The following is a 25673-nucleotide window of genomic DNA, read 5'->3' on the forward strand; positions in this document are numbered from 1 at the left end:
TGTCGAGGGTCAGCGACGTCCGGCGCTCGACCGGCGCTTCGCGGCGATACCTGTGACCAGTCCACCGCCGACGATCAGTGCGAATGCGAGAGACAGGAACGCCGCACCGGATTCGCCTCCCGTCAGAGCCAGCCCACCGGGCGCCGCGACCGGGGTCTGCGTCGGAACCGGAGTCGGCGTCGGCGTCACGACCGGAGTCGGAGTCGGCGTCGGCGTCACGACCGGAGTCGGGGTCGGCGTCGGGGTCGGCGTCACGACCGGCACCCGGTTGGCGATGTTGGTGAGCGTGAGCTCGACGCCGGCGGTGGCTCCCGGCGTCACCTCGTAGGTGCCGTCGTCGCCCTCGACGACGCCCTCGCCGACGATCGTCCATTCGCCCCACGTCACGCCCGTGATCTCGGGCAGATCGATCTCCTCGATCACGAAGGTCGATCCGAGGGGCGCACGCGCGCTGAGCACCGGCTCCCCCACCGGAACCGACATCGTGACGGCCGGGGCATCCGACCCCTTGATCGAGTACCGCACCGTGTAGGTCGCGTCGCGTGCGGCATCCGCCTGCGCGCCCGTGACCTGCTTGGTGATCGAGAACGTCGTGTAGGCGACACCGCTGCCGTCGCCTCCTCCGGACTCGACGACCGTGTGGGACGCGGACGTCTCGAAGGTGTCGACGATCGCGTGGTTGCCGAAGATGTCGCCCTCGGCCACGGGGGCGTCTGCCTGCGTGAAGTAGACCAGCTCGTACGCGAATCCTCCGGCCGGCAGACCGGAGGCCACGAACTCGAACGAGCGTCCGTCGTCTGCCAGATCGATCGCATAGGCCGAAGGATCGACGTCGCGCCAGTCCCCGACCAGCGCACCGTTCACGACCGCGCGCTGAGCCAGGCGCACGTCGCCCGTGTAATGGTGCCCCGAGAGTCCTGCATCGAGCGTGTCCGTGATGGTGATGGTGCCGTCGTCGACATAGCTGCTCGGAATCCCGACGACCCACATCAGCAGTCCGTCAGTCGCGGTCTGCCCACCGTATTTGTAGGGCTGTTCCTCTTCGGCAGGATCCTCGGGCACCACTCCCCCGTCACCCGGCAGGTCGACGATCTCGACCGTGTCGCCCAGGTCGAACTCGACCGTCTCGCTGGTCGTGGTCTGCGAGGCCTTCGCCTCCATCCAGAAGGAGCCGCCGACCTCCTCGAGCCCTTCGACCGCTTCGGTCAGGGTGCACACCATGTCCGGCCCGTCACCTGCCGCAACGACGCAGCTCGCCATGACCAGACCCGTCTCCGGATCTGAGATGGTGAACTCCCCCGCCGACTGCCGACTGAACTCGGCGGGAAGCGTCATCCCGAAGGTCTCCCCCGCCTGTGCTCCGGCCGGCACCGACCACTCGCCCGAGATCCGCACGGTCTGCCACTGCACCAGCGGCCCGCCGCCGTTCTCATTCTCGAGCGACACGCTGCCGATCGCGCCGGGATAGGTCACCGTCGGAGCCGCGGCGGCAGGCACCGCAGACCCCGCCAGCCCCGCCAGCGCCATGACCATCCCCACGATGATCGACGCGATGCCCCGCCCTCGACCCTTCGCTCCCCCAGCCGTCCTCGCCCCGCTTGTCGTCTTTCTCCGCGCACGCACGAAACCACGCTCCCCAGTCATCGTCTTCCCCATCCGATTCGAGTCGCTCCCAGTCGCGACTCATCTAAGAGATCAGGAAAAGGCCCCGGGATTACGCGGCGACCGGTATATAACTCCGATATACCGGGATGCGTTGATGGAGATGCGTGGTTCCTGCCTCAGCGCACGGCGCCGGCGGTCAGTCCCCCCACGAGCCAGCGCTGGAAGAACACGGCAGCGGCGAAGACGGGAATCACGCCGATGAACGACGCTGCCGCGATCTTGCCGAAGTGCGGCGTGCGGTCTCCGTAGAACAACGACAGCGCGACCGGGAAGGTCTGCGAGTCCACGCTCTGTGTGAGGAAGGTCGCGAGCAGGAACTCGTTGTAGTTGAGGATCGCGACGATGATCCCGATCGCGACGAGACTCGGCAGCAGCAGCGGCACGACGACCGACCACAGCATCCGCAGGGTGCCTGCGCCGTCGATCCGCGCCGCCTCCTCGATCTCCACCGGGAGCCGGCGGATGAAGCCCTCCAGCAGCCAGACGGCGACGGGAACGTTGACGAGCGCGTAGACGAGCGTGAGTCCGAGGAGCGTGTTGTTCAGCCCCACCGATCGCAGGAGCGTCAGCAGCGGCACCACCGCGACGATCGGTGGAAGCAGCCAGGGGCTCATCAGGGTCGCGGCGAGCGTGCGGCCACCGGCGTTGTGGCGCACGATCGCCCAGGCGCCGGGGACGGCGATGACGAGCGAGACGGCAGCACCGCCGACAGCCGCGGCCAGGGAGTTCAGGATCGAACGCGGAATGTCGGTCGCCATCACCTCGCCCCAGTTCGACCAGTGCGGATCGGCACTCCACAGCACACCCGAGACGGTCTCATCGCGACCCATCAGCGACACCGAGAACAGATAGGCGAGCGGAACCAGGGTCACGGCGAGCGCCACGAAGAGCACGCTGCTCGCGACGGGACGCAGGCGGGTTCTTCTTCGATCAGTCATGTCGGGCCTTTCGTGCGAACGCCGCCACCACGAGAGTCACCGCCGTGACGATGACGGCGAAGACGATCGTGATCGCGGATGCCCGGCCGAGGTCGAACTCCTTCAGAGCGACCTGCTGGATGAGATACGTGGTCACGGTGGATGCCTGGCCGGGCCCGCCCGACGTCATCACGAAGACGAGATCGAAGACCTTCAGCGCGACGACGAGCCGGATGAAGAGCGCGGCCATCACCGTGCCGGCGATCGCGGGCCACGTGATGTTGCGGAACAGGCCGACTCCGTGGGCGCCGTCGAGAGACGCGGCCTCTCGCACCGACGGATCCTGCGTGAGCAGGGCGGCGTACACGAGGATCACGATCAACGGCGTCCACTGCCAGACGTCGGCGAGACCGATCGCGGGAAGCGCCCACGCCGTGGTCGACAGCGGTGCGAGTGAGATGCCGGGCAGCACGGTCGAAAGAAGACCGCCGCCGGGGTTGAACACGAGCTTCCACAGGGTGCCCACCACCACCGGCGGAGTGATCAGCGGCAGCAGGAGCAGCGTGCGGACGACGGCGCCCGAGCGGGTCGACCGCTCCAATGCGACCGCGATGGCGACCCCCAGCACGACGCTCGCGACGGCCACGACGACCGCGTAGACGACCGTCCGCACGAAGGAGGCGACGACGTCGGCATCCGTGAGGATCGTCTCGAGGTTCGCCGTGCCGACCCACTCCTGGAAGGGTCGCCCGAGCGTCGAGTCGGTGAACGCCGCAGCGAGGACGAACAGGAGCGGATACGCCCCGAGCACGACGATCGACAGGATGGTCGGCGTCGTGAGCAGCAGCGCGGAGGCGCCCGTCCGTCTCGGCACTCGGCCGGACGAGCGGGCGCTCCGCACGCGGATCGACGAGGCGTCAGCCAAGGATCTCTTCCCACTCGGCCTGCACTCGGTCGAGCGTCTCCTGGGCGGTGCCGCCCTCACCCGCGATGAGCTTCGCCAGCTCGTCGGTGAGGATCTGCGCCGCCTGCGAGGCGTTCTCCCCGGTGGGCCACGCAAGCGAGTCGCTCAGCGTCGTGCGATTGACCCGCTGCAGGTCGGGGTAGGTCTCGCCGTACGCCTCGCTCTCGAGCGACGACTCGCGGTTCGGGTCGATGCCCGTCTGCGGGTCGGCGACGATGAGCTCGGAGTTGACCTCGCTCGACGCGGCGTACTCGATGAATGCCTTGGCGAGATCGGTCTTCTCGGTGTTCGCGGCGACGACCCACGTGAAGCCGGCCACCAGTGAGGCCCGCGCTTCGGTGTTCTCGCCGCCGACGGGCAACGTGGTGACGCCCCACTTGCCTGCGACCTTCGAATCGGGGTTCGTCTCGGAACCGACTCCCAGATCGGTCCAGTTCTCGATGAAGGCGACCTTGCCGTCGTACCAGGCGCCGTTGCCGACACCGAAGTCGGTCTCGGCCGCAGTCGGGAAGGCGTAGGGCACCGCATCCACCAGCGCCTCGGCAGCGGCCACCGCCTCCGGGGAGTTGATCGTGGGATTGCCATCCTCATCGACGAACTCGCCGCCGAAGCCGGCCAGCCGGTTCGCGTAGGCGGCGCCGAGGATCAGCGGGGACTTCTGCCCGAAGATCGCCGACCCGTAGACGCCGTCATCGCCCTCGTTCTCGGTGATGGTCTTCACATCGGCCAGGTACTCGTCCCAGGTCGCGGGGGGCTCGGTGATGCCGTTCCGCTCGAGGATCTCCTTGTTGTAGAAGAGCACGTGCGTGTCGCCGTCGAAGGGCAGGCCGTACCGGCGGTCGCCCACCAGCGTGTACGGGTCGTTGATCGAGGGGATGAAGTCGTCGGTGTCGAGCGATGGGGTCTCGTCGATCCAGTCGGTGAGGTCCTGGATGGAGCCGCCTTCGGCGAGGTCCCCGATCGATACGTACCAGGGAGCGGCGACGTCGAACGTGTTCGCGCCCGACTGCTGATCGAGAGCGAGGGTCGAGCCGATCTCGTCGTAGGGGACGATCGTGAGGTTGACCTCGGCTCCGGTCTCCTCCTCGAAGTGCTCCTTGAGCCAGTTGCCCGCGCCCTCATGCGAGGTGATGAGCAGCGCGTTCAGGGTCTGGCCGGAGAAGTCCCCGTCGGCACCCGCACCGCCGGGCTCGGGGCTCTGGCTCGCGCAGCCTGCAACGACGATGGTCGCGGCCGTCAGCGCGGCGGCACCGAGGAGGACGCGGCGTCCGCTGCGGCTCGGAAGGAATGACATGGGGGCTCCTCAGGCGTCGGGTCGGGGAAGCAGATCGGCGCTCACGCTAGGAGCCGGAGGAGGGCCGCCGCATCGCGGCCGTAACAGTTCGTCGTGGAGCGACGCGAAGAGTCATCGGGCGTGTCGCAGCACTGCTCGAGTGGCTATGGTCGCGGAGTCCCCGATCTCCTGAGGAGCACCATGTCACGCCGCATCATCCTGAACGCCTTCGACATGACCTGCGTGACTCACCAGGCTCCAGGACTCTGGCGACACCCCGAGAACGAGGCCGATCGGTACCACGACCTCGACTACTGGGTGGATCTCGCGAAGACCCTCGAGCGGGGCAGGTTCGATGCGATCTTCATCGCCGACGTGCTCGGGACGTACGACGTCTACCGCGACTCTGCCGCGACGGCGCTCGGTGATGCGACGCAGGTTCCCCTGGGCGACCCCGTCGTGCAGATCTCCGCGATGGCGCACGCGACCGACCACCTCGGATTCGGCGTGACCGTCGCCACCACCTACGAGCAGCCCTACGCGCTCGCCCGCAGGTTCTCGACCCTCGACCACTTCACTCGTGGCCGGGTGGGGTGGAACGTCGTCACCAGCTACCTCGACTCCGCCGCACGCAACCTCGGACTCGACACGCAGATCGCCCACGACGACCGGTACGAGATCGCCGAGGAGTTCCTCGACGTGACGTACAAGCTGTGGGAGGGCTCGTGGGAGGACGCGGCCGTGCTGCGCGACCGGGAGGCCGGCGTCTTCGCGGATGCGTCGCGTGTGCACCCGATCGGCCACGAGGGGCGGCACTACCGGGTTCCCGGCATCCATCTCGCCGAGCCCAGCCCACAGCGCACGCCCGTGATGTTCCAGGCGGGTGCCTCCCCGCGTGGACGCCAGTTCGCCGCGAAGCACGGCGAGGCGATCTTCATCAACGGACTGCGCCCCGAGGCGACGCGTCCGGTCACCGACGACATACGCGATCGCGCCGAGGCTCTCGGGCGCCCGCGGGATTCGGTCAAGATCCTCACCCTGGTCACGGTCGTCGTCGCGGCGACCGACGAAGAGGCTCAGGCGAAGCTCGATGACTACCGTCGCTACGTCTCGGTCGAGGGCGCACTGGCGCTGTATGCCGGATGGACGGGACTCGACCTGTCGCAGTACGACCCCGACGTCCCCCTCGAGTACGTCGACACGGATGCCGGACGATCCGCCCTCTCGGTCTTCACCAAGGCCGACCCCGAGCGCAAGTGGACACCGCGCGACATCGCCCACTACGTCGGGATCGGCGGCATCGGTCCCGTCATCGTGGGCAGCCCGCAGACCGTGGCTGACGAGCTCGAACGATGGGTCGAGGTCGGCGGCGTCGACGGCTTCAACATCGCCTACGTCGTGACCCCGGGGTCGTTCGAGGACATCGTCGATCATCTCGTGCCCGAACTCCGCCGCCGCGGACGCACGTGGGACGACTACCCCGAGGGCACGCTGCGCGGGCGACTCAGCGGCGACGGCTCCCCCGTGGTGCCGGAGTGGCATCCCGCGCACACCTATCGCGGCGCCTACGCGGGCGGTGCGTCGGCCCTGGACGGCACGCTCGGCGGGCCGCTGGTGGATGCGGCGGTCGCTGCCGCTTCCGTTTCCGACGAACTCGACGAACTGACCGAACTCACCGAGAAGGAGGGCGCCCGATGAGCGTCATCGCAGAGACCACGGACCGCAGTCGCTGGACGGGAACGGCGGATGCCGCGGAGCGCGCGCACTGGCGCGGCATCGCTGAGCGCGTCGCCGCCGAGCTCGCGAGCGACGCACTGGAGCGCGACCGAGCGAATCACGACCCGTCGGTCGAGCTCGACCTGCTCCGCGATGCGGGGCTGGTGACGCTGCTGCAGCCCGCCGAGTTCGGGGGTGGCGGCGCGCACTGGGAGACGGCTTTCCTCGTCATCCGCATCCTGTCCCGCGCCGACGCCTCGGTCGCCCAGGTGCTCGCGTACCACTACATCAACTCGGGCAACATCGGCTTCGCAGCCGACCCGTCGGTGCAGGAGGCGTGGCACCGCAAGACCACGGAGGGTCGGTGGGTGTGGGGCGACTCCGTGAACCCCACCGACCCCGACCTCGAGCTGACCGCCGACGGCGAGGGGTATCGGCTCAACGGCCTCAAGCGCTTCTCGACCGGCGCCTCGGCAGGCGATGTCGTGCTGGCGGCCGCGCTCGTCCGCGGCGGCGAGCGCGACGGTCAGGTGCTGTTCGTCGTGCTCGATCACGACCGCGACGGCATCCGGTATCTCGGTGACTGGGATGCGCTGGGACAGCGGCTGTCGGCGAGCGGGTCGGTCCGCTTCGAAGACGTGCGCGTCTCGGCAGACGACGTGCTCGGCGAGCTCGGCGACGAGCCGTTCTCGACGCTCATCACGCCGGGCGCCCAGCTCGCCTTCGGCAACCTCTACCTCGGTGTCGCCGAGGGAGCGCTCGCTCGAGGGATCGACATCGTCCGTGCGCGTCCGCGCGCCTGGTTCCTCAGCCAGGCCGACTCGTACCGCGACGACCCCTTCGTGCAGCGCGTCGTCGGCGAGTTCGCGTCACGGATCGCGGCGGTCGAGGCGCTGGCGGACCGCGCCGGGCGTCTCTTCGACGAGGTCGTGGATGAAGGAGACGGCGTCACGGCAGAGCGCCGAGGCGAGCTGGCCATCGAGATCGCCAAGGTCAAGGTCGTCTCGACCGAGGTCGGCATCGAGGTCGCCAACAGGATCTTCGAGATCACCGGCTCGAGCTCGGCCCGCGCGGACGTCGGGCTGGACCTGTTCTGGAGGAACATCCGCACGCATTCGCTGCATGATCCGATCGACTACAAGAAGCTCGAGGTCGGCGCCTGGACGCTGAACGGCGAGCTCCAGCCGATCTCGCTGTACACCTGATGGGCGAGCAGAGGCGGCGGCTCGATGCCGTCAGAGAGCGCTTGCGCCCTGTGTTCGCCGAGATCGGGGCGGGCACGGTCTCGCGGGAGCAGGATCACGAGCTGCCGTTCACCGAGGTCGCCGCCCTGCGCGACGCGGGCTTCGGTCGACTCAGGCTGCCGATCGAGCATGGCGGGTTCGGGCTCGACTGGCCCTCCTTCGCCGAGGTGCTGATCGAGCTCGCCGCGGCCGACTCGAACCTCCCGCAGATCTTTCGCGGCCACATCGCCTACGTCGAGCACATTCTGGCTGCGGTGCCGAGCGAGCGTCGCTCCCGCTGGCTCGACCGCATCGCCGACGGGGAGCTGGTCGGCAATGCGTGGTCGGAGAATGGCGCGGCCGCAGTGGGCACGAACGCGACGCGCGTGACCCGGCGCCCCGATGGCAGCTGGCGCGTCGACGGACGCAAGTTCTACACGACGGGCAGCATCTTCGCGGAGTGGATCGACGCGACCGTCGATCTCGACGGCACGACGGTCACCGCGCTCATCCGGCGGCATCAGAACGGAGTGGAGATCTCCGACGACTGGGACGGCTTCGGGCAGCCGCTGACAGGCACCGGCACGGCCGTGTTCACGGACGCCTCGGTCGACGAAGACGACGTCGAGCCGTTCACCTCGCGATTCCCCTTCCAGACGGCGGTCTATCAGCTCACGCTGCTGTCGGTGCTGGCCGGGATCGCCGCCGCGATCGAGCGCGACACGGTCGCTCAGGTGCGGGCACGCACTCGCACCTACAGCCACGGCAGCGCCGAACGAGTGGCCGACGACCCTCAGATCCTGCAGATCGTCGGAGAGCTGACGGCGACCAGCGCGACGGCCAGGGCGCTCGTGCTCGATGTCGCACGCGCCGTGCAGCACGCAGCAGACGTGCTGGGTACGCCGGAGACCGAGGACGCCGTGGTCGCGGCCGAACTCCTCTCTGCGCAGGCGCAGATCGTGCTCACCGACCTGGTGCCCCGTGCGGCTTCTCGCCTGTTCGACACGCTCGGCGCCTCTGCCGTGCGGTCGGGCACCGCTCTCGACCGCCACTGGCGGAACGCCCGCACGGTGTCATCGCACAACCCGTGGATCTTCAAGGCCCGACAGCTCGGCGACCACGCCGTGAACGGCCGGACACCCGAGTTCGTCTGGTCGGTCGGGCAGGCGAAGGTTCTGGAGGCGAGTGCGGCTGAGCGCTGAGGCCGCGTCCGCCGTCATCGATTCTGAGAATCTTCACCGGTGGTTCGTGCGCGCATGCGCCCCGTCTGGTGCGCCCAGATGGCGATCTCGACGCGGTTGCGGGCGCCGAGCTTGGTCATGAGGCTTGCGACATGCGTCTTCACCGTGCTGAGGGTGATGAACAGCTCGCGCGCGATCTCGCCGTTGCTCAGGCCACCCGAGACCTTCGCGAGCACCTGCTCTTCGCGCTCGGTGAGCGGCTCGACCGGCTGCGGCGATGGTGCAGCTGGCGCCGACCCGGCGAAGGCCTCGAGCAGTCGCACCGTGACGTTGGGGGCGATCAGGGCATCCCCGCTCGCCGCAGCGCGGATCGCCTGGGCGAGCAGCTCTGACCCTGCGTCCTTGAGCAGGAAGCCCTTGGCGCCGGCACGCAGCGCCGCGAAGACGTACTCGTCGAGGTCGAAGGTCGTGATGATGACGACCGCCATCGGGTCATCCACGCCAGGGCCGGCGAGCAACCGGGTCGCCTCGATTCCATCGAGGTTCGGCATCCGGATGTCGAACAGGCACACGTCCGGTCGCAGGCTGCGGGCGAGGGCGACCGCTTCGTCGCCGTCGGCCGCCTGACCCACGACCTCGATGTCGGGCTGGGCGCCGAGGATCATGCTCAGCCCGGTGCGGACGAGCTCCTGGTCGTCGGCGACGAGCACGCGGATGGTCACGGTGCCCACCCGACCCGGGGCAGCACCGCGGTGACGACCCAGCCGCCGCCGGACGCGGGGCCGGCCTGGCAGGCGCCGCCGAGCAGGGCAGCACGCTCCATCATTCCGATGATGCCGAAGCCGGGCGTGGGCGAGGCGGCGACGTCTCCGTCGTTCGTCACACTCAGCCGCACCCCGCCCGCGTCGGCCTGCACTCGCACGTCAACGCGGGTGACCTGCCGCGCGTGACGGAGCGCGTTGGTCACCGATTCCTGCGCGAGACGGAAGACCGCGGCAGCCACGGGCGGCGGGATGCTGTCATCATCCCCCTCGACCTCCACGACGACTGCCGCGCCGCCGGGCCTCGTTCCGGCGAGCTGCTCGATGTCGTCCAACCGAGGGCTCGGCGCGAGCTCGGCCGTCTCGCCCTGCCGCAGCACTCGCACCATCGACCTCAGGTCGCTCAGGGTCTTGGCCGCCTCCGCCTCGATCACGCCGAGCGCGTCCTGCGCGGCGCGCGGGTCTCGCGCCGCCACCGCGATGCCCGCCTGGGCGCGGATCGCGATGGCCGAGACGTGGTGGGCGACCGTGTCGTGCAGATCACGGGCCAGGTGCTCGCGCTCCCGCATCCGGATGCGATCGAGGCTGCGCTGTCGGGACCCTGCCCGATAGCGGAAGGCGATGCCGAGCAGAGCCACCGAGAGCAGCAGCGCGAACCCGCCGACGAGTTCATCGAAGCCTTCCCCGCGAGCGAACGTGAGGCCGAGACTCACGAGAAGCACGCCCGACCCGAGCACGAGGTCGCGACCTGACCCCCAGCGGTACAGGGAGTACACGATCACCAGGACGAAGAGGCTCGAATACAGCGCCGAGTCTGGCAGCAGAAGATCGAGCGGCACCATCACGATGATGAGCATGAGGAGCGGTTTCGTGCGGCGCCACAGCACGGTCGGCAGCACCGCGAGCAGCGCGATCACTGCGAGCAGTGGTTGCGACAGGTCGGTTCTCAGTGAGCCCTCGACCACGGCCAGCACTGCGACGAGGGCCAGAAGAACCCCATCCCGCCAGACCCGGGGCGGCGGAGGGGGCACAGCGCTCGGCGCACCCCACGCGGAACGCACGAGCCCGGTCACGGTGTCATGATACAAGCGCACCACGGCGCGACACCCCGCGCGTCCGGAGGACGGAACGTCGCCGGATGAGCAGCTCCGCCACGATGCTGTTGATCACGAAACCCACGGCGACGAGCCAGGCCTCCCCGAAGGCGTCGACCTCGCCGAGGGGGATCGTCCACAGCGCGAAGACGAGGGCCTGGGTTCCACCTGAGACGGCGGTCGCGTAGGCGCGCGTCATCCAGGCCCCGTGCGCCACGAAGTCGCGACGTCTGATCGCGATCACTGCCCGCACGAGGAACAGTGTCATCGCCACGGCGAAGACGAGGCGGACCATCGCGAGCGCGAGCTCGTCTGGGGGGCCGCCGAAGAAGACCGCGAGCCAGGCTGCTGAGATCGCCGCGATGAATCCGGCGGGGATCAGCGCGCGGCCGGCGATGCGATGCCACCCACGCCGTGTGCGCAGTGCCGGTGAGAATTGGAATGCCCCGAGAACGCAGTATGCGGTCATCGCCACGATGTGCGCGACGATCGCCACCGTCGACGCCAGGAGGAGCGTCTCTGCGGGTTCCGCGCTCACCTCCCGCAGGCGAAGCACCCCGCCGAGCACGGGGAGTGCGCTGAGAAGCAAGAGGCCGGTGATCGCCAGCCATCCGCTCTTCGCTCGCCGACGCTCCTCCCTCTGCTCGACACTCGGGCGGGCGGCCTTCATCTGTTGCGACATGTCTCGATGCTCGTCTGATCGCGCGGCCAGGACATCGGCCGTCGGCACGGACTCGGAACCGTACTTTCGGCCGACCGGATCCGGACCTCTCGGCCGATGACGCGCATCTCCGAGACGATGAGCATCGAGACATGACAACTGACACGACCATGACCGCGGCCGTCTATCGCCGCTTCGGCGCCCCCGAGGAGGTCCACCTCGATCAGCGTGCGATCCCCTCGCCGAAACCCGGCGAAGTGCTCATCCGGGTGCACGCGAGCACGGTGAGCGTCGGCGACCATCGGGCCCGCGCTCGGGACATCCCGGCCGGCCTCGGGATGCTCGCCGCCATCGGGCTCGGCGTGTTCCGCCCCAGCCGGCCGATCCTGGGCATGGACGCCGCGGGCGTCATCGCGGCGGTCGGATCGGGCGTCACCGCCTTCGCCCCCGGCGACCGGGTCATCGCCTCGACGGGCGGAGCGTTCGGCGGTCACGCCGAGTACGTCTGCCTGCCCGCCGACGGCCCGGTCACCCGGGCTCCCGACACGATGTCCTTCGAGGAGGCGGTGACGCTGGTGTTCGGCGGCATCACCGCGCAGTGCTTCTTCACCCAGGTCGCGATCGGCCCCGGCACCTCGGTGCTCGTCAACGGAGCATCGGGGGCGGTCGGCACCGCTGCGATCCAGCTCGCGAAAGAGCTCGGGGCCGACGTCACCGCCGTCACGAGCGGCGGCAACGCCGAGCTGGTCACGTCGCTCGGCGCCGACCGGGTCATCGACTACACCCGAGAGGACTTCACGACGGGAGGCGACACGTACGACGTTATCGTCGACTGCGTCGGCAACGCACCCTTCGGCCGGGTGAAGTCGCTCATCAACCCCGGCGGAGCGCTGCTGCTGGTCATCAGCGATCTGCGGTCGATGCTGAGCAGCCGCTGGCACACCCGTCGTTCGGGCAAGCTCGTCACCTGGAATGTCGGCAAGCCCGGTGCGGAAGACCTCGCGTACCTCGTCAGCCTCGCGGACTCGGGTCGCTTCCAGCCCGTCATCGACCGGACCTTCGACCTGGCCGACATCGTCGAGGCGCACCGCTACGTCGACACCGGACGCAAGCGGGGCAACGTCGTGCTGCGCATCACTCCCCCGGAACCGGACGCCGCCCGCCTCGCCCGCCTCGAGGCGGAAGGAGCGGCGTAGGCGCCCGGTTCTCTGGCTGAAGCCGGACTCGCGGCGCGTCTCGGGCTAGTCGATCGAAGGGTCGTCGATCGGATGCCGCGGGGCGCTGGCGGTCGTCCGGCGCTGCACCGCTCGGCGCTGCACCGCTCGGCGCTGCACCGTCCGGAGCAATGCGGACGCGCCGGTGACGAGCACGAGCACGCCTATGGTCAGGATCATCAGAGTGCTGATCGTGACGGGGGTGAGGGTGAGCGCCCAGTCGGCGATGCCCGAGCGGCGGTCATCGTCGGCGATCAGCCAGAGCGAGGTCGCCGCCACCGCGGCGAACAGGAGCCCCCAGACGATGGCCGCCCAGCGCGTGCGCGGCGGGGTGACGGTCTCGGTGTGGATCGCGGATGCGGCGGTCGCCGCTTCGGTGGTCGTCGCTTCGGTGGTCGTCTGAGTGCTCATCGCTCGTCCTCTTCCTCAGCCTCGATGAGGGTGATGTTGATCTCGCCGCTGTCCTGCGCGATGGTCACGCGCTGCACGGTCGTCGTCGGCGCGTTCTCGGCCGAGATCGTCTCGGCCACGACCGAGTCGCCGCCGCGTTCTGTCGCCGTCCATGTGCCGCTGTCGACGATCGTGCCGGTGCCGGCCTCGACCCGCGTCCAGCTCACATCGGCGGTTCCGACAGTCGCCCGCAGTTGCAGCTGCACACCGGGGTCGACCGAGATCCAGGTGCTGCCGGCACCTTTCTCCACGACGATCGGGCGCGGAGCGTCATCATGTTGGTTGAGCGAGATGTAGAGCTCGCCGAACGGCTGGCGCACGAGTGCCGCCTCGTTGTTCGAGATCGATGCCCAGCCGACGCTGATGCCCTGGAAGGCGGAGAACCCGCCGGCCACCAGTCCCGCGATGAGTGTCAGCACGGTCGTGAATGCGAGGAAGCCGCTGCGCCGTCGGAGGGCACCTGCCACGATCATCCCGACCGCGAGCACCAGTGCGGCCGACAGCAGGCCGAGTGCGCCGCCCACTGCGGCGTCGTCGTTGCCGAGGCCGACGAGGGCGCCGACCACGATGGCGAGGCCGATGACCGAGGCGACGATCGCGAAGCCGGCGCGCGGGCGGGAGGCGCGACGAATGCGGCGACGCTCCGCGGCCTCGGCGGAGAACACCGCGGCCTCCGCCTGACGCTCGCGTCTGACCTGATCGCGGGCCATGCGCTCGGCATCCTGCTGCCGCCGGCGCCACGCCTGGTCCTGCTCCTTCCACGCCCGATGCTGGACGCGCCATGCGGCGACTTCAGCGGGGTCCTGCACTCCAGAGGGCAGAGGCGCGGGGGGTGCAGGCGGGGCGTCGTCGATGAACGCGGCGGGCGCAGTGTACTCAACGGATGCGAATGTGGCATCCGTCCCCTCAGCGGTACCCGAACCGCTGAGGGGAACGGATGCCTCCGGGGCCGCCTGATCTGCGGAAGCCACCGGCAGATCAGGCGCGGAAGCACCCGGGGTGCGGCTTGCAGCACGCACGATCAGGAAGAGCAGGCCGCCCACGATGACCAGCCCGACGATCCAGCTGAACACCGCCAGCGCCGACCAGCTCTCGTAGCCGAACCCGAACAGGCGTCCGGTGAGCGGAGCCGTAGGAATCAGCCCGACGACGGCCATGCCCAGAAGGCCGAGCTGCACGGGCTGGTAGTCCCGATGCAGCAGGTCGCGGACGTGGACCCGGCCGTCGAGATCCGGCAGCAGCGCCCAGGCCAGGGCGTAGAGGAAGATCACCGGCAGGCCGAAGAGCGCGGCCACTACGAGCACGCCGCGCACGATCAGCGGGTCGATGCGCAGCCGGGCGGCGATGCCGGCGGCGACCCCGCCGAGCCACCCGTCTGAGCGGGCGACGCCGAGACCGGCGACCCACAGGAGGAAGCGCTCGGCGCCGTGCGGAACGGTCGGCCTCGGAGTGCCGACCTGGTCGGCGGGAGGCGGTGGCGCAGTCGGAATCGTCATGCGTCAATCCTGTCTCCCCCGGTCGGTTGTCTGCCATGGGGTGAACCCCTGAGCGGCCCCTGATTCTCGCCCGGGGAGGCCCCGGATCCACGCGGCGGATGATTGGATGTCGACATGCCCTCTTCCGCGACCGCCTCTGCGCGACCCGCTCGCACCGCCGTGTCGCAGCGGGCGGGAGAAGACCCCCGGCATGAGCCGCGTCCGGCGCTGACGCGCGACCGCGACTGCCTGGTCGCAGGCGTCAGCGCCGGTCTCGCCCGTCACCTGGGCGTGCGGGTGTGGATGATCCGTGCGCTGTTCATCGCTCTCACGATGTGCGGCGGGGCCGGCATCCTGCTCTACGCCTGGTGCTGGGCGTTCACGCCGTGGGCCGACGGCGACGGCACCCCGTCGCGACGAGTGCCGGTGGCCTGGATGCTGCTCGCCCCCGCCGTCGTCGGCATGCTCATCGTGCTCTTCTGGCGGGGAGGCAGCGACTGGATCTCGGGGACGGTCCCGTCGGATGCCGCGGCCGTCGTCGTGTTCGGCACCGTGGGGCTCGCGACCGGCGCCGGACTGTGGGCGACTCTGATCGATCGCACCGACACCGCCCGCGGCCCCCGACACACCATGCTCGTCAGGATCCTCTCGGTCGCACTCCTCGCGATGCTGTTCGGTCTGCTCCTGACCCGGCCGGTCGGCAGCACCGGTGTCGCGCTCGTGCTGGTGCCGCTCGCCGGGATCCTCGCAGTCCTGCTGTCGACCCTGATTCCGCGGTGGCGCGACCTGGCGGGTGAACGTGTGCGGCGCATCCGCGAGGAGCAGCGCAGCGAGATGGCCGCGCACCTTCACGACTCTGTGCTGCAGACCCTCGCACTGATCCAGAACAGGGCGGGAGCGTCGAGCGAGGCTGCTCGGCTCGCGAGGGCGCAGGAGCGCGAGCTGCGAGCCTGGCTGTACGACGGCGATGCCCCGGCCGACAGCGATCTGGCGACCGACCTGCGCGACTACGCCGGGGGCCTCGAGCTCGACTACCCGGTGCGGATCGAGGTGGTGTCTGCCGGTCTCTCGACCGAGCGTGCGAGCGGCGAACTCGCCGCGGCCGCGCGCGAGGCGATGCTGAATGCGGCCAGGCACGCGACGGGCGAGGTCTCGGTCTACATCGAGGGCACCACGACAGACGTCGACGTGTTCGTGCGCGATCGCGGCGCCGGCTTCCGACTGGACGACGTGCCGGGCGACCGCCTGGGCGTGCGGGAGTCGATCATCGGGCGGATGCGACGAGCCGGGGGCTCCGGCACCGTGCGCAGCGACGAGAACGGCACCGAGGTGCATCTGCGGCTGTCGACAGTGCCGCGAGGCGCGGCGAACGCGCAGGTGCCTCATACGCGGGCCAACACAGGCGAGGACGAAGACGATCGTGGCTGACAGCATCCGGACCGTGATCGTCGATGACCACTCGATCTTCCGCTCGGGGCTCCGCGCCGATCTCGATGCGAGCGTCGAGGTGGTCGGAGAAGCAGCCGACGTGCCGTCGGCGATCGCGATGATCCGCGAGACCGTGCCCGATGTCGTGCTGCTCGACGTGCATCTTCCCGGTGGCAGCGGCGACGACTCCACCGGCGGGGAATCGGTGATCCGCGGCTCGCTGCCGACGACGGCCCGGTTCCTGGCGCTGAGCGTGTCGGATGCCGCAGCAGACGTCGTGCGGGTGATCCGCGCCGGCGCGCGCGGCTACATCACGAAGGGCTCATCGGGCGGGGAGGTCAGCCGCGCAGTGCACGCCGTCGCGGGCGGGGATGCGGTGTTCTCGCCGCGGCTCGCCGGGTTCGTTCTCGACGCGTTCGGCGCTGTGGCCGGCGAGATCGCCACGACGACCGACGAACTCGATCGGCTGTCTGCACGCGAACAGGAGGTGATGCGGCTGATCGCTCGCGGATACGCCTATAAAGAGGTGGCCGCAGAGCTGTTCATCTCGATCAAGACGGTCGAGACGCACGTGTCATCCGTGCTGAGGAAGCTGCAGCTGTCGTCACGCCACGAACTCACGGTCTGGGCCTCGCAGCGCCGACTGCTCTAGTGGGGGGCGCTCCTCGTCGCGAGGAGCACCTCGTGGATAGGTCTCAACCCCGGCTCGACGAGCGCGCGAGCAAGAACAGTAAAGTCGTGTCGGAACTGTCAGCAGAGGGAGAGACAATGTCGGACGAGACCACGATCCAGCGGCAGGATTACAACCCTGGACCGCGAGTGGGAATCACCTTCTCCACGTTCGATCTGCTTCATGCGGGGCACATCATGATGCTCGCCGAGGCGAAGCGCCAGTGCGACTACCTCATCTGCGGGCTTCAGATGGACCCGACTCTGGATCGCCCCGAGAAGAATGCACCGACCCAAACGGTGGTCGAGCGCTACATCCAGCTCCGCGGATGTCAGTACGTCGATGAGATCGTGCCCTACTCGACAGAGCAGGATCTGGAAGACATCCTTCGTTCGTTCAAGCTCGACGTCCGCATCATCGGCGACGAGTATCAGGATCGCGACTTCACAGGACGCACGTACTGCGAAGAGAGCGGGATCGAGCTGCACTTCAACGGCAGGGACCACCGTTTCTCCAGCTCCGGCCTCAGAAAGATCGTCGCCGCGAAGGAAGCCGAGCGAGTCGCGAGAGGTTGAGCGACGACCTATCGGTGCGCCCCCGTTGTCCGATCTGACGGGACTTGTCATGCTCCGTCCTTGACGTCAGCACGTCGCACGCAAGCGTGTCGACGAGCAGCCACCCTCACGACTCCTTGCGTAGGTCAAGCACCGCATCGGCGAGTTCGCTGCCCCATCTCTCCACTGTGCGGCCACTCACTGCGCGAGGTGTGGGACCAAAGTCACACCGCGATCGCAGCGGCCAACGAGCGACCCGCGGTCATGAGAACCGCAACCCCTGGCGCCGGGGCCGGGCGGCGGACAGGCTGAGGCCATGCGCTTCGTTCGGCAGTATCCCGTGATCATCATCACCGCCATCGTTCTCGCGGGGGTGCTCACTCTCCACGTTGTCGGGATGGACACCGTCGGACGATGGATCGCCACTGCGTATGTCGGAGCGTTCGTCGTCTGGACGCTCATCGGAATGGTGCGGGATGTGCTTCGCGGACACGTCGGGCTCGACATCCTCGCGGTCGTGGCGATGGTCGCCACTCTTGCCGTAGGAGAGTACATCGCGGCCCTCATCATCGTCCTGATGCTCGCGGGCGGTGAAGCGCTGGAGCACTTTGCAGGACGCCGCGCGAAACGGGACCTTTCGGCGTTGCTTGATCGGTCTCCGCGCATCGCCCACGTTCTCGTGCATCCGCTGGCACCCGACTCGGAGGAAGTTCGGGATGTCGCGGTCGACGATGTCGCGGTCGGCGACACGCTGCTGGTGCGTCCGTCCGAGATCGTGCCGATCGACGGCGTGCTGCTCTCGGAGTCAGGGTCGTTCGACGAATCGTCGCTCACCGGCGAGAGCATGCCGGTCTCTCGCGATGCCGGGGGCGAGGTGCTGTCCGGGGCGATCAACGGAGCTCGGGCAGTTCGAATCCGCGCACTGCGATCGAGCGCCGACAGCCAGTACCAGCAGATCGTGGCGCTGGTGCACGCAGCTGAAGGATCGCACGCGCCGGTCGTGCGTCTCGCCGATCGTTTCGCCATTCCGTTCACGGCAGTCGCTCTCGTATTGGCCGGCACCGCATGGGCCATCTCCGGCGACTCGACACGATTCGCCGAAGTGCTCGTTCTGGCAACCCCGTGTCCGCTCCTCATCGCCGCACCCGTCGCATTCCTCGGCGGGCTCTCCCGGGCGGCCAAGGCCGGAGTGATCATGAAGGGTGGTGCCGTGATCGAGCAGCTGGCCCGGGCGCGGTCTGCAGCGTTCGACAAGACCGGCACACTCACGCAGGGCAGACCCGACCTCGTCGACGTGCGCCCCGCCGCCGGCGTCGACGCCGACGAACTTCTGATGCTTGCGGCATCCGCCGAGCAGTACTCATCGCACGTGCTCGCCGAAGGGATCCGCCGCGCCGCCGCGGACCGTCGGCTCGTTCTGCACCGCTCCGACGACGCGAGCGAAGTCGCGACCAACGGGGTCGTGGCCGTCATCGACGGTCGCACGATCGTCGTCGGCAAGCCGGCATACGTCGCATCGCTCGCCCCCGACACTGTGCGCGCAACTCTCGGAACGGGTGAAGCCGCGGCCTACGTGGCGATCGACGGTCGGTTCGGAGGCGTCCTCATCCTCGCCGACGCGCCGCGGCCCGAAGCGGCCGAGGTCGTGTCCTGGCTCCGCGCCCACGGGATCGAGCGCATCACGATGCTCACCGGAGACGCCCGATCGACGGCGGAGTCCGTCGGGCACGAGGTCGGGATCGACGACGTCCACGCAGAAGTCCTCCCGCCGGAAAAGGTCAGGCTCGCCGCCGACCTTCATCCGAGACCGATGATGATGGTCGGCGACGGGGTCAATGATGCGCCCGTGCTGGCAGCCGCCGACATCGGCGTCGCGATGGGCGCACGAGGAGCGACAGCAGCGGGCGACGCTGCCGACGTCGTCATCCTCGTCGACTCGTTGACGAAGGTCGTCGATGCGGTCGCCATCGGACGACACACTCTCCGTGTCGCGCTCACTGCCATCTGGATCGGTATCGGGCTCAGCGTGGGACTCATGCTCATCGCGATGACAGGGGTCATCCCCGCGGTCGCCGGTGCTCTCGTCCAGGAAGCCGTCGACCTTGCGACGATCCTCTACGCCCTCCGTGCACTCGCAGGTCCTCCCACCGGACTCGTCACCGTCGAGCAGGAAAGGACACATTCCGCAGTCGGGAGCGCCACCGAGGGCCTCTGACCCGCGTGCGTGTCGCATTCGCTCCGGAAGGGGTGGCGCAGTGCTGCGGTGGGACCTTCGGCCCTGCCGGTTTGTCAGCAGTCGGTGTCGAATGGAAGGAACGAAGGAGCGAACCATGACTTCATCTGCCTACGGCATCCGACCGGAGGAGAACACGACTGCTGCCGGCGAACCAGGCTCGCGCACGGCCGACGTGGAGACTTCCGTCGGCGTCGAGAAGCTGCTGACGGAGGATTGCTGGCACCACATCGAGGCCGAGTCGTTCGGGCGCCTCGCCATCACCGGGCGGGACGGCGCCCCGGACATCTTCCCCCTCAACTACACCGTGTACGACGGGGCGATCTACTTCCGATCTGCCCCGGGTTCGAAGCTCGCCGCGATCATCCTTCATCCGGTGGTCGCGTTGGAGATCGACGGCGAAGAATCGGGGTTCCAGTGGAGTGTGGTCGTCCATGGTGGGCTGCGGCGCCTCGACAGCGACAAGGAGATCCACGATTCAGGCGTCAAGTTCTTGGCTTCCCAGAGCCCGACGGCCAAGTACAACTATGTGTGCATCGAGCCCACCGCAGTCTCCGGACGCCGGTTCATCGACAGGTCCGAGGGCAGTACCGCACCGCAGACGAGTGCAACCGTCAAGCACCCGATCGGCGCCCAGGAGCCGACGCGTTCCGTGGATGACACGGTGATGCGAACCAGCCATCAGTCTCGCGACGCCGTCCGCCGCCTTCCGATCACGCACTTCCCTCCGTTCGGCTGATCTGAGCCTTGTCGCCCGTCGCGCGCCGCTTGGCGGCGGCGTGCAGGATGATCTTGCGGATCTCGTCGTACCAGAGCACGAGCGACGCGAGCGCGACGCACGTTGCCCAGTGCACGAGGTCCAGGTGCGCGGTTCCGAATGCAACCTGCAGGAACGGCACCTCGACGACGGCGATCTGCAGGATGATGCCCAAGCCGATCGCACCCCACAGCCACCTGTTGGTGAACAGCGACCGGAAGGCGCTGGCTGTCTCCGACCGGGCATTGAAGGCGTTGAAGAGCTGCGCGAAGACGAGGGTCGTGAATCCGGCGGTGCGGGCGACCTCCAGGGTGTCATCGCCCTCGACGAGGCCACCGGGCAGGAAGAAGTCGATGGTGAACAGCGTGGCCAGCGCCATCACGAGGCCGATCGAGAGGATGCCGCCCCACATGCGTCCGTCGATCGCCCGGTCGCTGAGCTTGCGCGGCTGCCGGGCCATCACGTCGTCGACTTCGGCGTCGATCCCCATCGCCAACGCCGGGGCGGAATCGGTGAGCAGATTGATCCACAGGATCTGAGTGGCGAGCAGAGGCAGGACGATCGCGTCGGTGGTCGCATCGGTGAGGCCGATCACGCCGGCGAAGACGACGCCGAGGAAGACCGTCAGCACCTCGCCGAAGTTCGACGACAGCAGGTAGCGGAGGAATTTCTTGATGTTGTCGAAAATCACTCGCCCCTCGCGGACCGCCGCCACGACGGTCGCGAAATTGTCGTCGGCGAGGATCATGCGTGCGGCCTCTTTGGTGACCTCCGTACCCGTGACTCCCATGGCGACGCCGATGTCAGCGGATTTGAGGGCGGGCGCGTCGTTCACGCCGTCACCCGTCATGGAGACGATGTTGCCGTCCTGCTGCAGTGCATCGACGAGGCGCAGCTTGTGCGCCGGAGAGACGCGAGCGTAGACCGACACGGTGCGGGTGATATCGCGCAGTTCTCGGTCATCGAAGGTGTCGAGCTCCGCACCGGTCACGGCGCGGGCGGAGGAGTCGACGATGCCGAGGTCGGAGCCGATTCGGGCTGCGGTGGTGGGGTGGTCGCCGGTGATCATGATGATGCGGATGCCCGCGCGATGCGCTTCCATGATCGCGACTGCGGCCTCCGCGCGTGGCGGATCGATGATGCCGACGACCCCCGCATACACGAGATCCCGTTCGAGCGCCTCGTCGACAGCCGCCCCGTCGTCTTCGTCCTGCAGACGGTAGGCGATGCCGAGAGTGCGGAAGGCGTCCGCTGAGAGCCCTTCCACATCAGAGAGAGCTTGTGCCCGCGCCTCATCGGTGAGGGCCTCGATCGTGGTGCCCACCTGTCGGTGGGTGCAGTGACGGAGAAGCACATCGGGCGCGCCCTTGCTGAACAGGAGTCGTTGCCCGTCGTCGTTGTCCTGATGGAGCGTCGACATCATCTTCCGCTCCGACGTGAAGGGGATCTCGTCCAGCCGCTCGAAGCGATCCATGCGCTCCGTCGTCCCGCGAAGTTTGCGGGCCGCCACGAGGAATGCCGCTTCGGTGGGATCCCCCTGGATCCGCCATTCCCCGCCGTCTTCCGTCAGCTGCGCGTCGTTGGCGAGAGATCCCACGCCGAGGACGAGCTGCACCTCGTACCGCAGGTCGTCGCGCAGCTCCTCGCCATCGCCTGTCACCGTGCCATCGGGGCGGTAGCCAACACCAGTGACGTCTGCGTTCCCCGAAGCGGTGATCACGCGTTGGATCGTCATCTCGTTGCGCGTCAGGGTGCCCGTCTTGTCGGTGCAGATCACCGATGCAGAGCCGAGAGCTTCCACCGAGCTGAGCTTCTTCACCACCGCGTTGCGTTTCGCCAGCCGTTGCACTCCGATCGCAAGCACGACCGACAGAATCGTCGGAAGCCCTTCCGGCACCGCAGCAACCGCCAGGGAGACGCCGAGCAACAGCACGACGACGAGACCACTGAGTGTGGTGATGCCTTCGAGCACGATGATCGTGATCATGACGACCAGGGCGATGATCACCACGATGATGCCGAGCATCCGCCCGATGCGATTGATCTCGATCTGCAGAGGTGTCGGGGCCTCGACGGTGGCATCGAGCATCTCGGCGATCGCCCCGACCTCGGTTGACATCCCGACGCCGGTGACGACGGCGCGCCCGTTCCCCTGGGCAACCGCGGTTCCCTTGTAGACCATGTTCACGCGGTCGCCGAGGGGCGCAGGTCCTGTCAGCGTCATCGCGTGCTTGGTGACCGCCTCGCTCTCACCTGTCAGAGATGCCTCCTGTATCCGCAGCGCATTCGCCGTGAACAGCCGGGCATCCGCACCTACCGCATCCCCTTCGCCGAGGACGAGCACATCACCGCGCACGAGCTCAGCGGAGGGGATGGTCTTCAGCTCGCCGGCTCTCAGCACGGTCGAAGCCGCGGCAGTCATCGCGCCCAGTGCGGCGACGGCATGCGCCGCTTTGGCCTCTTGCGTGTACCCGAGCACCGCATTGAGCACGACGATCGCCGCGATCACGATCGCATCGATGGGCGGGCCTTCCGTCTCCTCGAAGATCCATGCGACGAGCGAGACGACCACGGCGGCGAGAAGCAGATAGATGAGGGGGCTCTGGAACTGCGCCAGGACCTTTCGCCAGACCGGCACCGCGCGCTTGCCCCGCAGTTCGTTGCGGCCGTCGACCTCGAGCCTGCGCGCTGCTTCCTCGTCCGACAGCCCGACCTCCGGGTCGACGTGCGCACTGGCCGCCACGACATCAGCGTCGGTGAGGAAGGCCTCGGCGACCGCAGCGTCCAGCATGCTGTCACTCATCCTTCAGGGTTGTCCGGGCCGCCCGTGTTCGAGCCTCCGACGCCGGTGTTCACCTCGCGGGCCTGCGACTCCGGACCGGCCGTCCAGGTCCAGTCGGCGACCTCGGGGATGTCCTCGCCATGTTCCCGCGTGTAGGCACGGGCACGTACGCGCGAGTCCTGCATCCGTTGACGAAGACCTGCGTATCGTTCGCCGAGTCCTGGCACACGATCGAGCACGTCCATGACGAGGCGATAGCGGTCGATGTCGTTGAGCATGACCATGTCGAAGGGCGTGGTCGTCGTGCCCTCCTCCTTGTATCCACGGACGTGCAGGTCGGCGTGACCTGTGCGTCGGTACGTCAACCGGTGGATCAGCCAGGGGTACCCGTGGTACGCGAAGATAACCGGACGGTCGGTGGTGAAGATGGCGTCGTATTCGCGGTCGCTCATCCCGTGCGGGTGCTCTCCTTCGCTGACGAGGCGCATCAGATCGACGACGTTGACGACTCTGACCTTGAGGTCGGGAGTCGCCTCGCGCAGAAGGGATGCCGCGGCCAGCACTTCGAGCGTCGGCACGTCGCCGGCGCAGGCGAGCACCACGTCGGGCTTCTCGCCTTCGACTTCGGTGCCGGCCCACTCGAAGATGCCGACGCCGCGGGTCATGTGTTCGACGGCTCGGTCCATGCTGAGCCAGTTGAAGGTGGGCTGCTTGCCCGCCACGACGACGTTGACGTAATCGACGCTTCGCAGGCAATGGTCGTACGCGGACAGCAACGTGTTCGCGTCGAATGGCAGGTACACGCGCACCACGTCGGCCTTCTTGTTCACGACGTGGTCGATGAATCCGGGGTCCTGGTGGGACGAGCCGTTGTGGTCTTGCCTCCACACGTGTGACGACAGCAGGTAGTTGAGCGAGGCGATCGGGCGGCGCCATGGGATCCCCTTACTCGTCTTCAGCCACTTGGCGTGCTGATTGAACATCGAGTCGACGATGTGCACGAAAGCCTCGTAGGTGTTGAAGAGGCCGTGCCGCCCGGTCAGCAGATAGCCCTCCAGCCAGCCTTCGCATTGGTGCTCACTGAGCATCTCGACGACGCGGCCGGCACGAGCCAGGTGCTCGTCGGAAGGCAGGTAGTCCGCGTTCCACTGCTTGTCGGTGACCTCGAGCACAGCGCCGAGGCGATTCGACGCCGTCTCGTCGGGTCCGAAGATGCGGAAGTTGTCGGGATTCGATCGGATGACGTCCGTGAGCCATCTGCCGAGCACGCGCGTGGCTCCGTTCACCGTCGCGCCGGGAGAAGGGACGTCTACCGCGTAGTCGCGGAAATCCGGGAGCACGAGGTCGCGTCGAAGAACACCGCCGTTCGCGACCGGGTTCGCACTCATCCGCAGATCTCCCGAAGGTGCGAGGTCGGAGATGAGAGGCATCGGCGCGCCCGACTCGTCGAACAGCTCCTCCGGTCGGTAGGACCGGAGCCATCCGTCGAGAACTTCGAGATGCTCTGGGGTGTCGCGCGCGCTGGCGAGCGGAACCTGGTGGGAGCGCCAGTTGTTCTCGGCAGGAAGGCCGTCGATCTCTGCCGGGCAGGTCCAGCCCTTCGGAGTGCGCAGGATGATCATCGGCCACGCCGGCCGTTCCTGCAGAGTTCCCGCGGCGGCCCACGCCTTGATCTCCGCGATCTGGTTCAGCACCGCGTCGAGCGTCTCAGCCATGCGGCGATGCACCGCCATCGGGTCCTCGCCGTCGAAGCCCCCCGACACGATGTAGGGCGTGTGTCCGTAGCCGCGCATGAGGCTCAGCAGTTCTTCCTCGGGAATCCGAGCCAGCACTGTGGGGTTCGCGATCTTGTAGCCGTTCAGGTGCAGGATCGGCAGCACCACGCCATCGGTCAGCGGGTTGAGGAACTTGTTGGAATGCCAGCTCGTCGCCAGCGGCCCGGTCTCTGCCTCACCATCTCCGATCACAGCCGCCACCAGCAGATCGGGATTGTCGAAGGCTGCCCCATACGCGTGGGAGAGGGCGTAGCCGAGCTCGCCGCCCTCGTGGATCGAACCGGGTGTGTCCGCCGACGCGTGGCTGGGGATGCCGCCGGGGAACGAGAACTGGCGGAACAGCTTCTGCACGCCGTCCGCATTCTGCCCGATCTCGGAGTACAGCTCGGAATAGGTGCCATCCAGGTAGGCGTTGGCGACCATCCCCGGCCCGCCGTGCCCAGGACCGGTGATGTAGATCGTGCTCGTCTCCCGCTCCCGGATCGCGCGGTTCAAGTGCGCGTAGAGGAAGTTGAGGCCGGGCGTCGTGCCCCAGTGGCCGAGCAGCCGCGGCTTGATGTGCTCACGGGCGAGGGGCTCACGAAGGAGTGGGTTATCGAGCAGGTAGATCTGCCCGACGGACAGATAGTTCGCGGCGCGCCACCAGGCATCGAGCTGCCCGAGCGTCTCATCGCTGAGCTCGGGCTCCTCGCGATAGGAGAACGCTGCGGTTCCGCGATCGGAGATGGATGCTGTCGGTTCGCGGGCGATCATGGATCTGCTCTTTTCGCTCATGTTCGATGTCTAAGTCATCCGGAGGCGGTCAGGGCACGTGGTTGACAGCGACACGGGCCGAGTGCATCCCGACCCGGGTGCAGTAACGACAGCTTGAAGGATCCGC

At 68.1% G+C, this 25673-nt stretch carries 20 protein-coding genes; 9 read left to right on the forward strand and 11 right to left on the reverse strand.

Annotated features, from left to right (window positions below):
- Positions 1–9: 9 nt before the first annotated feature.
- From RQG82_RS10195 to RQG82_RS10210, 4 genes are all read right to left on the reverse strand, one after another.
- Positions 10–1533: an Ig-like domain-containing protein gene (locus RQG82_RS10195; RefSeq protein ID WP_311258974.1), complete on the reverse strand. Its 1524-nt coding sequence runs from the start codon at positions 1531–1533 to the stop codon at positions 10–12.
- Positions 1534–1781: 248 nt separating this feature from the next.
- The gene (locus RQG82_RS10200; RefSeq protein ID WP_311258975.1) at positions 1782–2603 is read right to left on the reverse strand and encodes a carbohydrate ABC transporter permease; all 822 of its coding nucleotides are present in this window, start codon (positions 2601–2603) and stop codon (positions 1782–1784) included.
- Positions 2596–3507 (reverse strand): sugar ABC transporter permease, encoded by a 912-nt coding sequence (locus tag RQG82_RS10205; RefSeq protein ID WP_311258976.1) that lies wholly within the window; start codon positions 3505–3507, stop codon positions 2596–2598. Before RQG82_RS10205 ends, RQG82_RS10200 begins: the two co-directional genes overlap by 8 nt.
- Positions 3500–4840 carry a sugar ABC transporter substrate-binding protein gene (locus tag RQG82_RS10210; protein WP_311258977.1) on the reverse strand — a complete coding sequence of 447 codons (1341 nt, stop codon included), beginning with the start codon at positions 4838–4840 and terminating at the stop codon, positions 3500–3502. The genes RQG82_RS10205 and RQG82_RS10210 overlap by 8 nt, the downstream gene beginning before the upstream one ends.
- Positions 4841–5020: 180 nt before the next feature.
- Here RQG82_RS10210 and RQG82_RS10215 point away from each other — a divergent pair, with 180 nt between their 5' ends.
- The 3 genes from RQG82_RS10215 to RQG82_RS10225 are packed head-to-tail and all read left to right on the forward strand — an operon-like array spanning position 5021 to position 8960.
- Positions 5021–6517, forward strand: a complete 1497-nt coding sequence (locus tag RQG82_RS10215; RefSeq protein WP_311258978.1) for an LLM class flavin-dependent oxidoreductase — start codon at positions 5021–5023, stop codon at positions 6515–6517.
- Positions 6514–7740, forward strand: coding sequence for an acyl-CoA dehydrogenase family protein (locus RQG82_RS10220; RefSeq protein ID WP_311258979.1), 1227 nt, complete (start codon positions 6514–6516; stop codon positions 7738–7740). Before RQG82_RS10215 ends, RQG82_RS10220 begins: the two co-directional genes overlap by 4 nt.
- Positions 7740–8960, forward strand: a complete 1221-nt coding sequence (locus RQG82_RS10225; RefSeq protein ID WP_311258980.1) for an acyl-CoA dehydrogenase family protein — start codon at positions 7740–7742, stop codon at positions 8958–8960. The genes RQG82_RS10220 and RQG82_RS10225 overlap by 1 nt, the downstream gene beginning before the upstream one ends.
- A gap of 14 nt (positions 8961–8974) precedes the next feature.
- Here the strand turns inward: RQG82_RS10225 and RQG82_RS10230 are convergent, their stop codons facing one another.
- The 3 genes from RQG82_RS10230 to RQG82_RS10240 are packed head-to-tail and all read right to left on the reverse strand — an operon-like array spanning position 8975 to position 11476.
- Positions 8975–9661 carry a response regulator transcription factor gene (locus RQG82_RS10230; protein WP_311258981.1) on the reverse strand — a complete coding sequence of 229 codons (687 nt, stop codon included), beginning with the start codon at positions 9659–9661 and terminating at the stop codon, positions 8975–8977.
- The gene (locus tag RQG82_RS10235) at positions 9658–10773 is read right to left on the reverse strand and encodes a histidine kinase (RefSeq protein WP_311258982.1); all 1116 of its coding nucleotides are present in this window, start codon (positions 10771–10773) and stop codon (positions 9658–9660) included. Before RQG82_RS10235 ends, RQG82_RS10230 begins: the two co-directional genes overlap by 4 nt.
- Before the next feature lie 4 nt (positions 10774–10777).
- Positions 10778–11476, reverse strand: a complete 699-nt coding sequence (locus RQG82_RS10240; protein WP_311258983.1) for a DUF2306 domain-containing protein — start codon at positions 11474–11476, stop codon at positions 10778–10780.
- 131 nt (positions 11477–11607) lie between these two features.
- Between RQG82_RS10240 and RQG82_RS10245 the strand changes: the two genes are divergently transcribed.
- Complete coding sequence (locus RQG82_RS10245) at positions 11608–12651, forward strand: NAD(P)-dependent alcohol dehydrogenase (RefSeq protein ID WP_311258984.1); 1044 nt, start codon at positions 11608–11610, stop codon at positions 12649–12651.
- A gap of 45 nt (positions 12652–12696) precedes the next feature.
- Here RQG82_RS10245 and RQG82_RS10250 read toward each other — a convergent pair whose 3' ends face one another.
- Together RQG82_RS10250 and RQG82_RS10255 are read right to left on the reverse strand one after the other, a co-directional pair.
- Positions 12697–13080, reverse strand: coding sequence for a hypothetical protein (locus tag RQG82_RS10250; protein WP_311258985.1), 384 nt, complete (start codon positions 13078–13080; stop codon positions 12697–12699).
- The gene (locus RQG82_RS10255) at positions 13077–14615 is read right to left on the reverse strand and encodes a PspC domain-containing protein (RefSeq protein ID WP_311258986.1); all 1539 of its coding nucleotides are present in this window, start codon (positions 14613–14615) and stop codon (positions 13077–13079) included. Before RQG82_RS10255 ends, RQG82_RS10250 begins: the two co-directional genes overlap by 4 nt.
- Positions 14616–14729: 114 nt before the next feature.
- On the opposite strand from RQG82_RS10255, the gene RQG82_RS10260 reads away from it, so the two are divergent.
- The 5 genes from RQG82_RS10260 to RQG82_RS10280 all read left to right on the forward strand — a co-directional run bounded on the left by RQG82_RS10260 (position 14730) and on the right by RQG82_RS10280 (position 20218).
- Positions 14730–16022, forward strand: coding sequence for a PspC domain-containing protein (locus RQG82_RS10260; protein WP_311258987.1), 1293 nt, complete (start codon positions 14730–14732; stop codon positions 16020–16022).
- A complete protein-coding gene (locus RQG82_RS10265) occupies positions 16015–16674 on the forward strand; it encodes a response regulator transcription factor (protein ID WP_311258988.1) in 660 nt (219 codons plus the stop codon). Before RQG82_RS10260 ends, RQG82_RS10265 begins: the two co-directional genes overlap by 8 nt.
- Positions 16675–16790: 116 nt before the next feature.
- Entirely contained in the window at positions 16791–17267 is a 477-nt protein-coding gene (locus RQG82_RS10270; RefSeq protein ID WP_311258989.1) for an adenylyltransferase/cytidyltransferase family protein, read from the forward strand.
- 295 nt (positions 17268–17562) lie between these two features.
- Positions 17563–19461 (forward strand): heavy metal translocating P-type ATPase, encoded by a 1899-nt coding sequence (locus tag RQG82_RS10275; protein WP_311258990.1) that lies wholly within the window; start codon positions 17563–17565, stop codon positions 19459–19461.
- A gap of 115 nt (positions 19462–19576) precedes the next feature.
- Positions 19577–20218: a pyridoxamine 5'-phosphate oxidase family protein gene (locus tag RQG82_RS10280; RefSeq protein WP_311258991.1), complete on the forward strand. Its 642-nt coding sequence runs from the start codon at positions 19577–19579 to the stop codon at positions 20216–20218.
- Here RQG82_RS10280 and RQG82_RS10285 read toward each other — a convergent pair.
- On the reverse strand, positions 20193–23027 hold the full coding sequence (locus RQG82_RS10285) for a cation-translocating P-type ATPase (protein ID WP_311258992.1): 2835 nt from the start codon (positions 23025–23027) through the stop codon (positions 20193–20195). The genes RQG82_RS10280 and RQG82_RS10285 overlap by 26 nt on opposite strands.
- A gap of 8 nt (positions 23028–23035) precedes the next feature.
- On the reverse strand, positions 23036–25567 hold the full coding sequence (locus RQG82_RS10290; protein ID WP_311258993.1) for a phosphoketolase family protein: 2532 nt from the start codon (positions 25565–25567) through the stop codon (positions 23036–23038).
- Between the last annotated feature and the right edge of the window lie 106 nt (positions 25568–25673).

Origin of the sequence: Microbacterium sp. WCS2018Hpa-9 (assembly GCF_031843745.1) — a bacterium.
Classification (GTDB): Bacteria; Actinomycetota; Actinomycetes; order Actinomycetales; family Microbacteriaceae; genus Microbacterium.

Coding starts and splice junctions, on each gene's coding strand:
- RQG82_RS10275 (WP_311258990.1), top strand. CDS start 17,563: ATGCGCTTCGTTCGGCAGTATCCCGTGATCATCATCACCGCCATCGTT.
- RQG82_RS10220 (WP_311258979.1), top strand. CDS start 6,514: ATGAGCGTCATCGCAGAGACCACGGACCGCAGTCGCTGGACGGGAACG.
- RQG82_RS10270 (WP_311258989.1), top strand. CDS start 16,791: ATGTCGGACGAGACCACGATCCAGCGGCAGGATTACAACCCTGGACCG.
- RQG82_RS10240 (WP_311258983.1), bottom strand. CDS start 11,476: ATGTCGCAACAGATGAAGGCCGCCCGCCCGAGTGTCGAGCAGAGGGAG.
- RQG82_RS10195 (WP_311258974.1), bottom strand. CDS start 1,533: ATGGTCATGGCGCTGGCGGGGCTGGCGGGGTCTGCGGTGCCTGCCGCC.
- RQG82_RS10280 (WP_311258991.1), top strand. CDS start 19,577: ATGACTTCATCTGCCTACGGCATCCGACCGGAGGAGAACACGACTGCT.
- RQG82_RS10290 (WP_311258993.1), bottom strand. CDS start 25,567: ATGAGCGAAAAGAGCAGATCCATGATCGCCCGCGAACCGACAGCATCC.
- RQG82_RS10215 (WP_311258978.1), top strand. CDS start 5,021: ATGTCACGCCGCATCATCCTGAACGCCTTCGACATGACCTGCGTGACT.
- RQG82_RS10210 (WP_311258977.1), bottom strand. CDS start 4,840: ATGTCATTCCTTCCGAGCCGCAGCGGACGCCGCGTCCTCCTCGGTGCC.
- RQG82_RS10225 (WP_311258980.1), top strand. CDS start 7,740: ATGGGCGAGCAGAGGCGGCGGCTCGATGCCGTCAGAGAGCGCTTGCGC.
- RQG82_RS10285 (WP_311258992.1), bottom strand. CDS start 23,027: ATGCTGGACGCTGCGGTCGCCGAGGCCTTCCTCACCGACGCTGATGTC.
- RQG82_RS10200 (WP_311258975.1), bottom strand. CDS start 2,603: ATGACTGATCGAAGAAGAACCCGCCTGCGTCCCGTCGCGAGCAGCGTG.
- RQG82_RS10245 (WP_311258984.1), top strand. CDS start 11,608: ATGACAACTGACACGACCATGACCGCGGCCGTCTATCGCCGCTTCGGC.
- RQG82_RS10260 (WP_311258987.1), top strand. CDS start 14,730: ATGCCCTCTTCCGCGACCGCCTCTGCGCGACCCGCTCGCACCGCCGTG.
- RQG82_RS10250 (WP_311258985.1), bottom strand. CDS start 13,080: ATGAGCACTCAGACGACCACCGAAGCGACGACCACCGAAGCGGCGACC.
- RQG82_RS10255 (WP_311258986.1), bottom strand. CDS start 14,615: ATGACGATTCCGACTGCGCCACCGCCTCCCGCCGACCAGGTCGGCACT.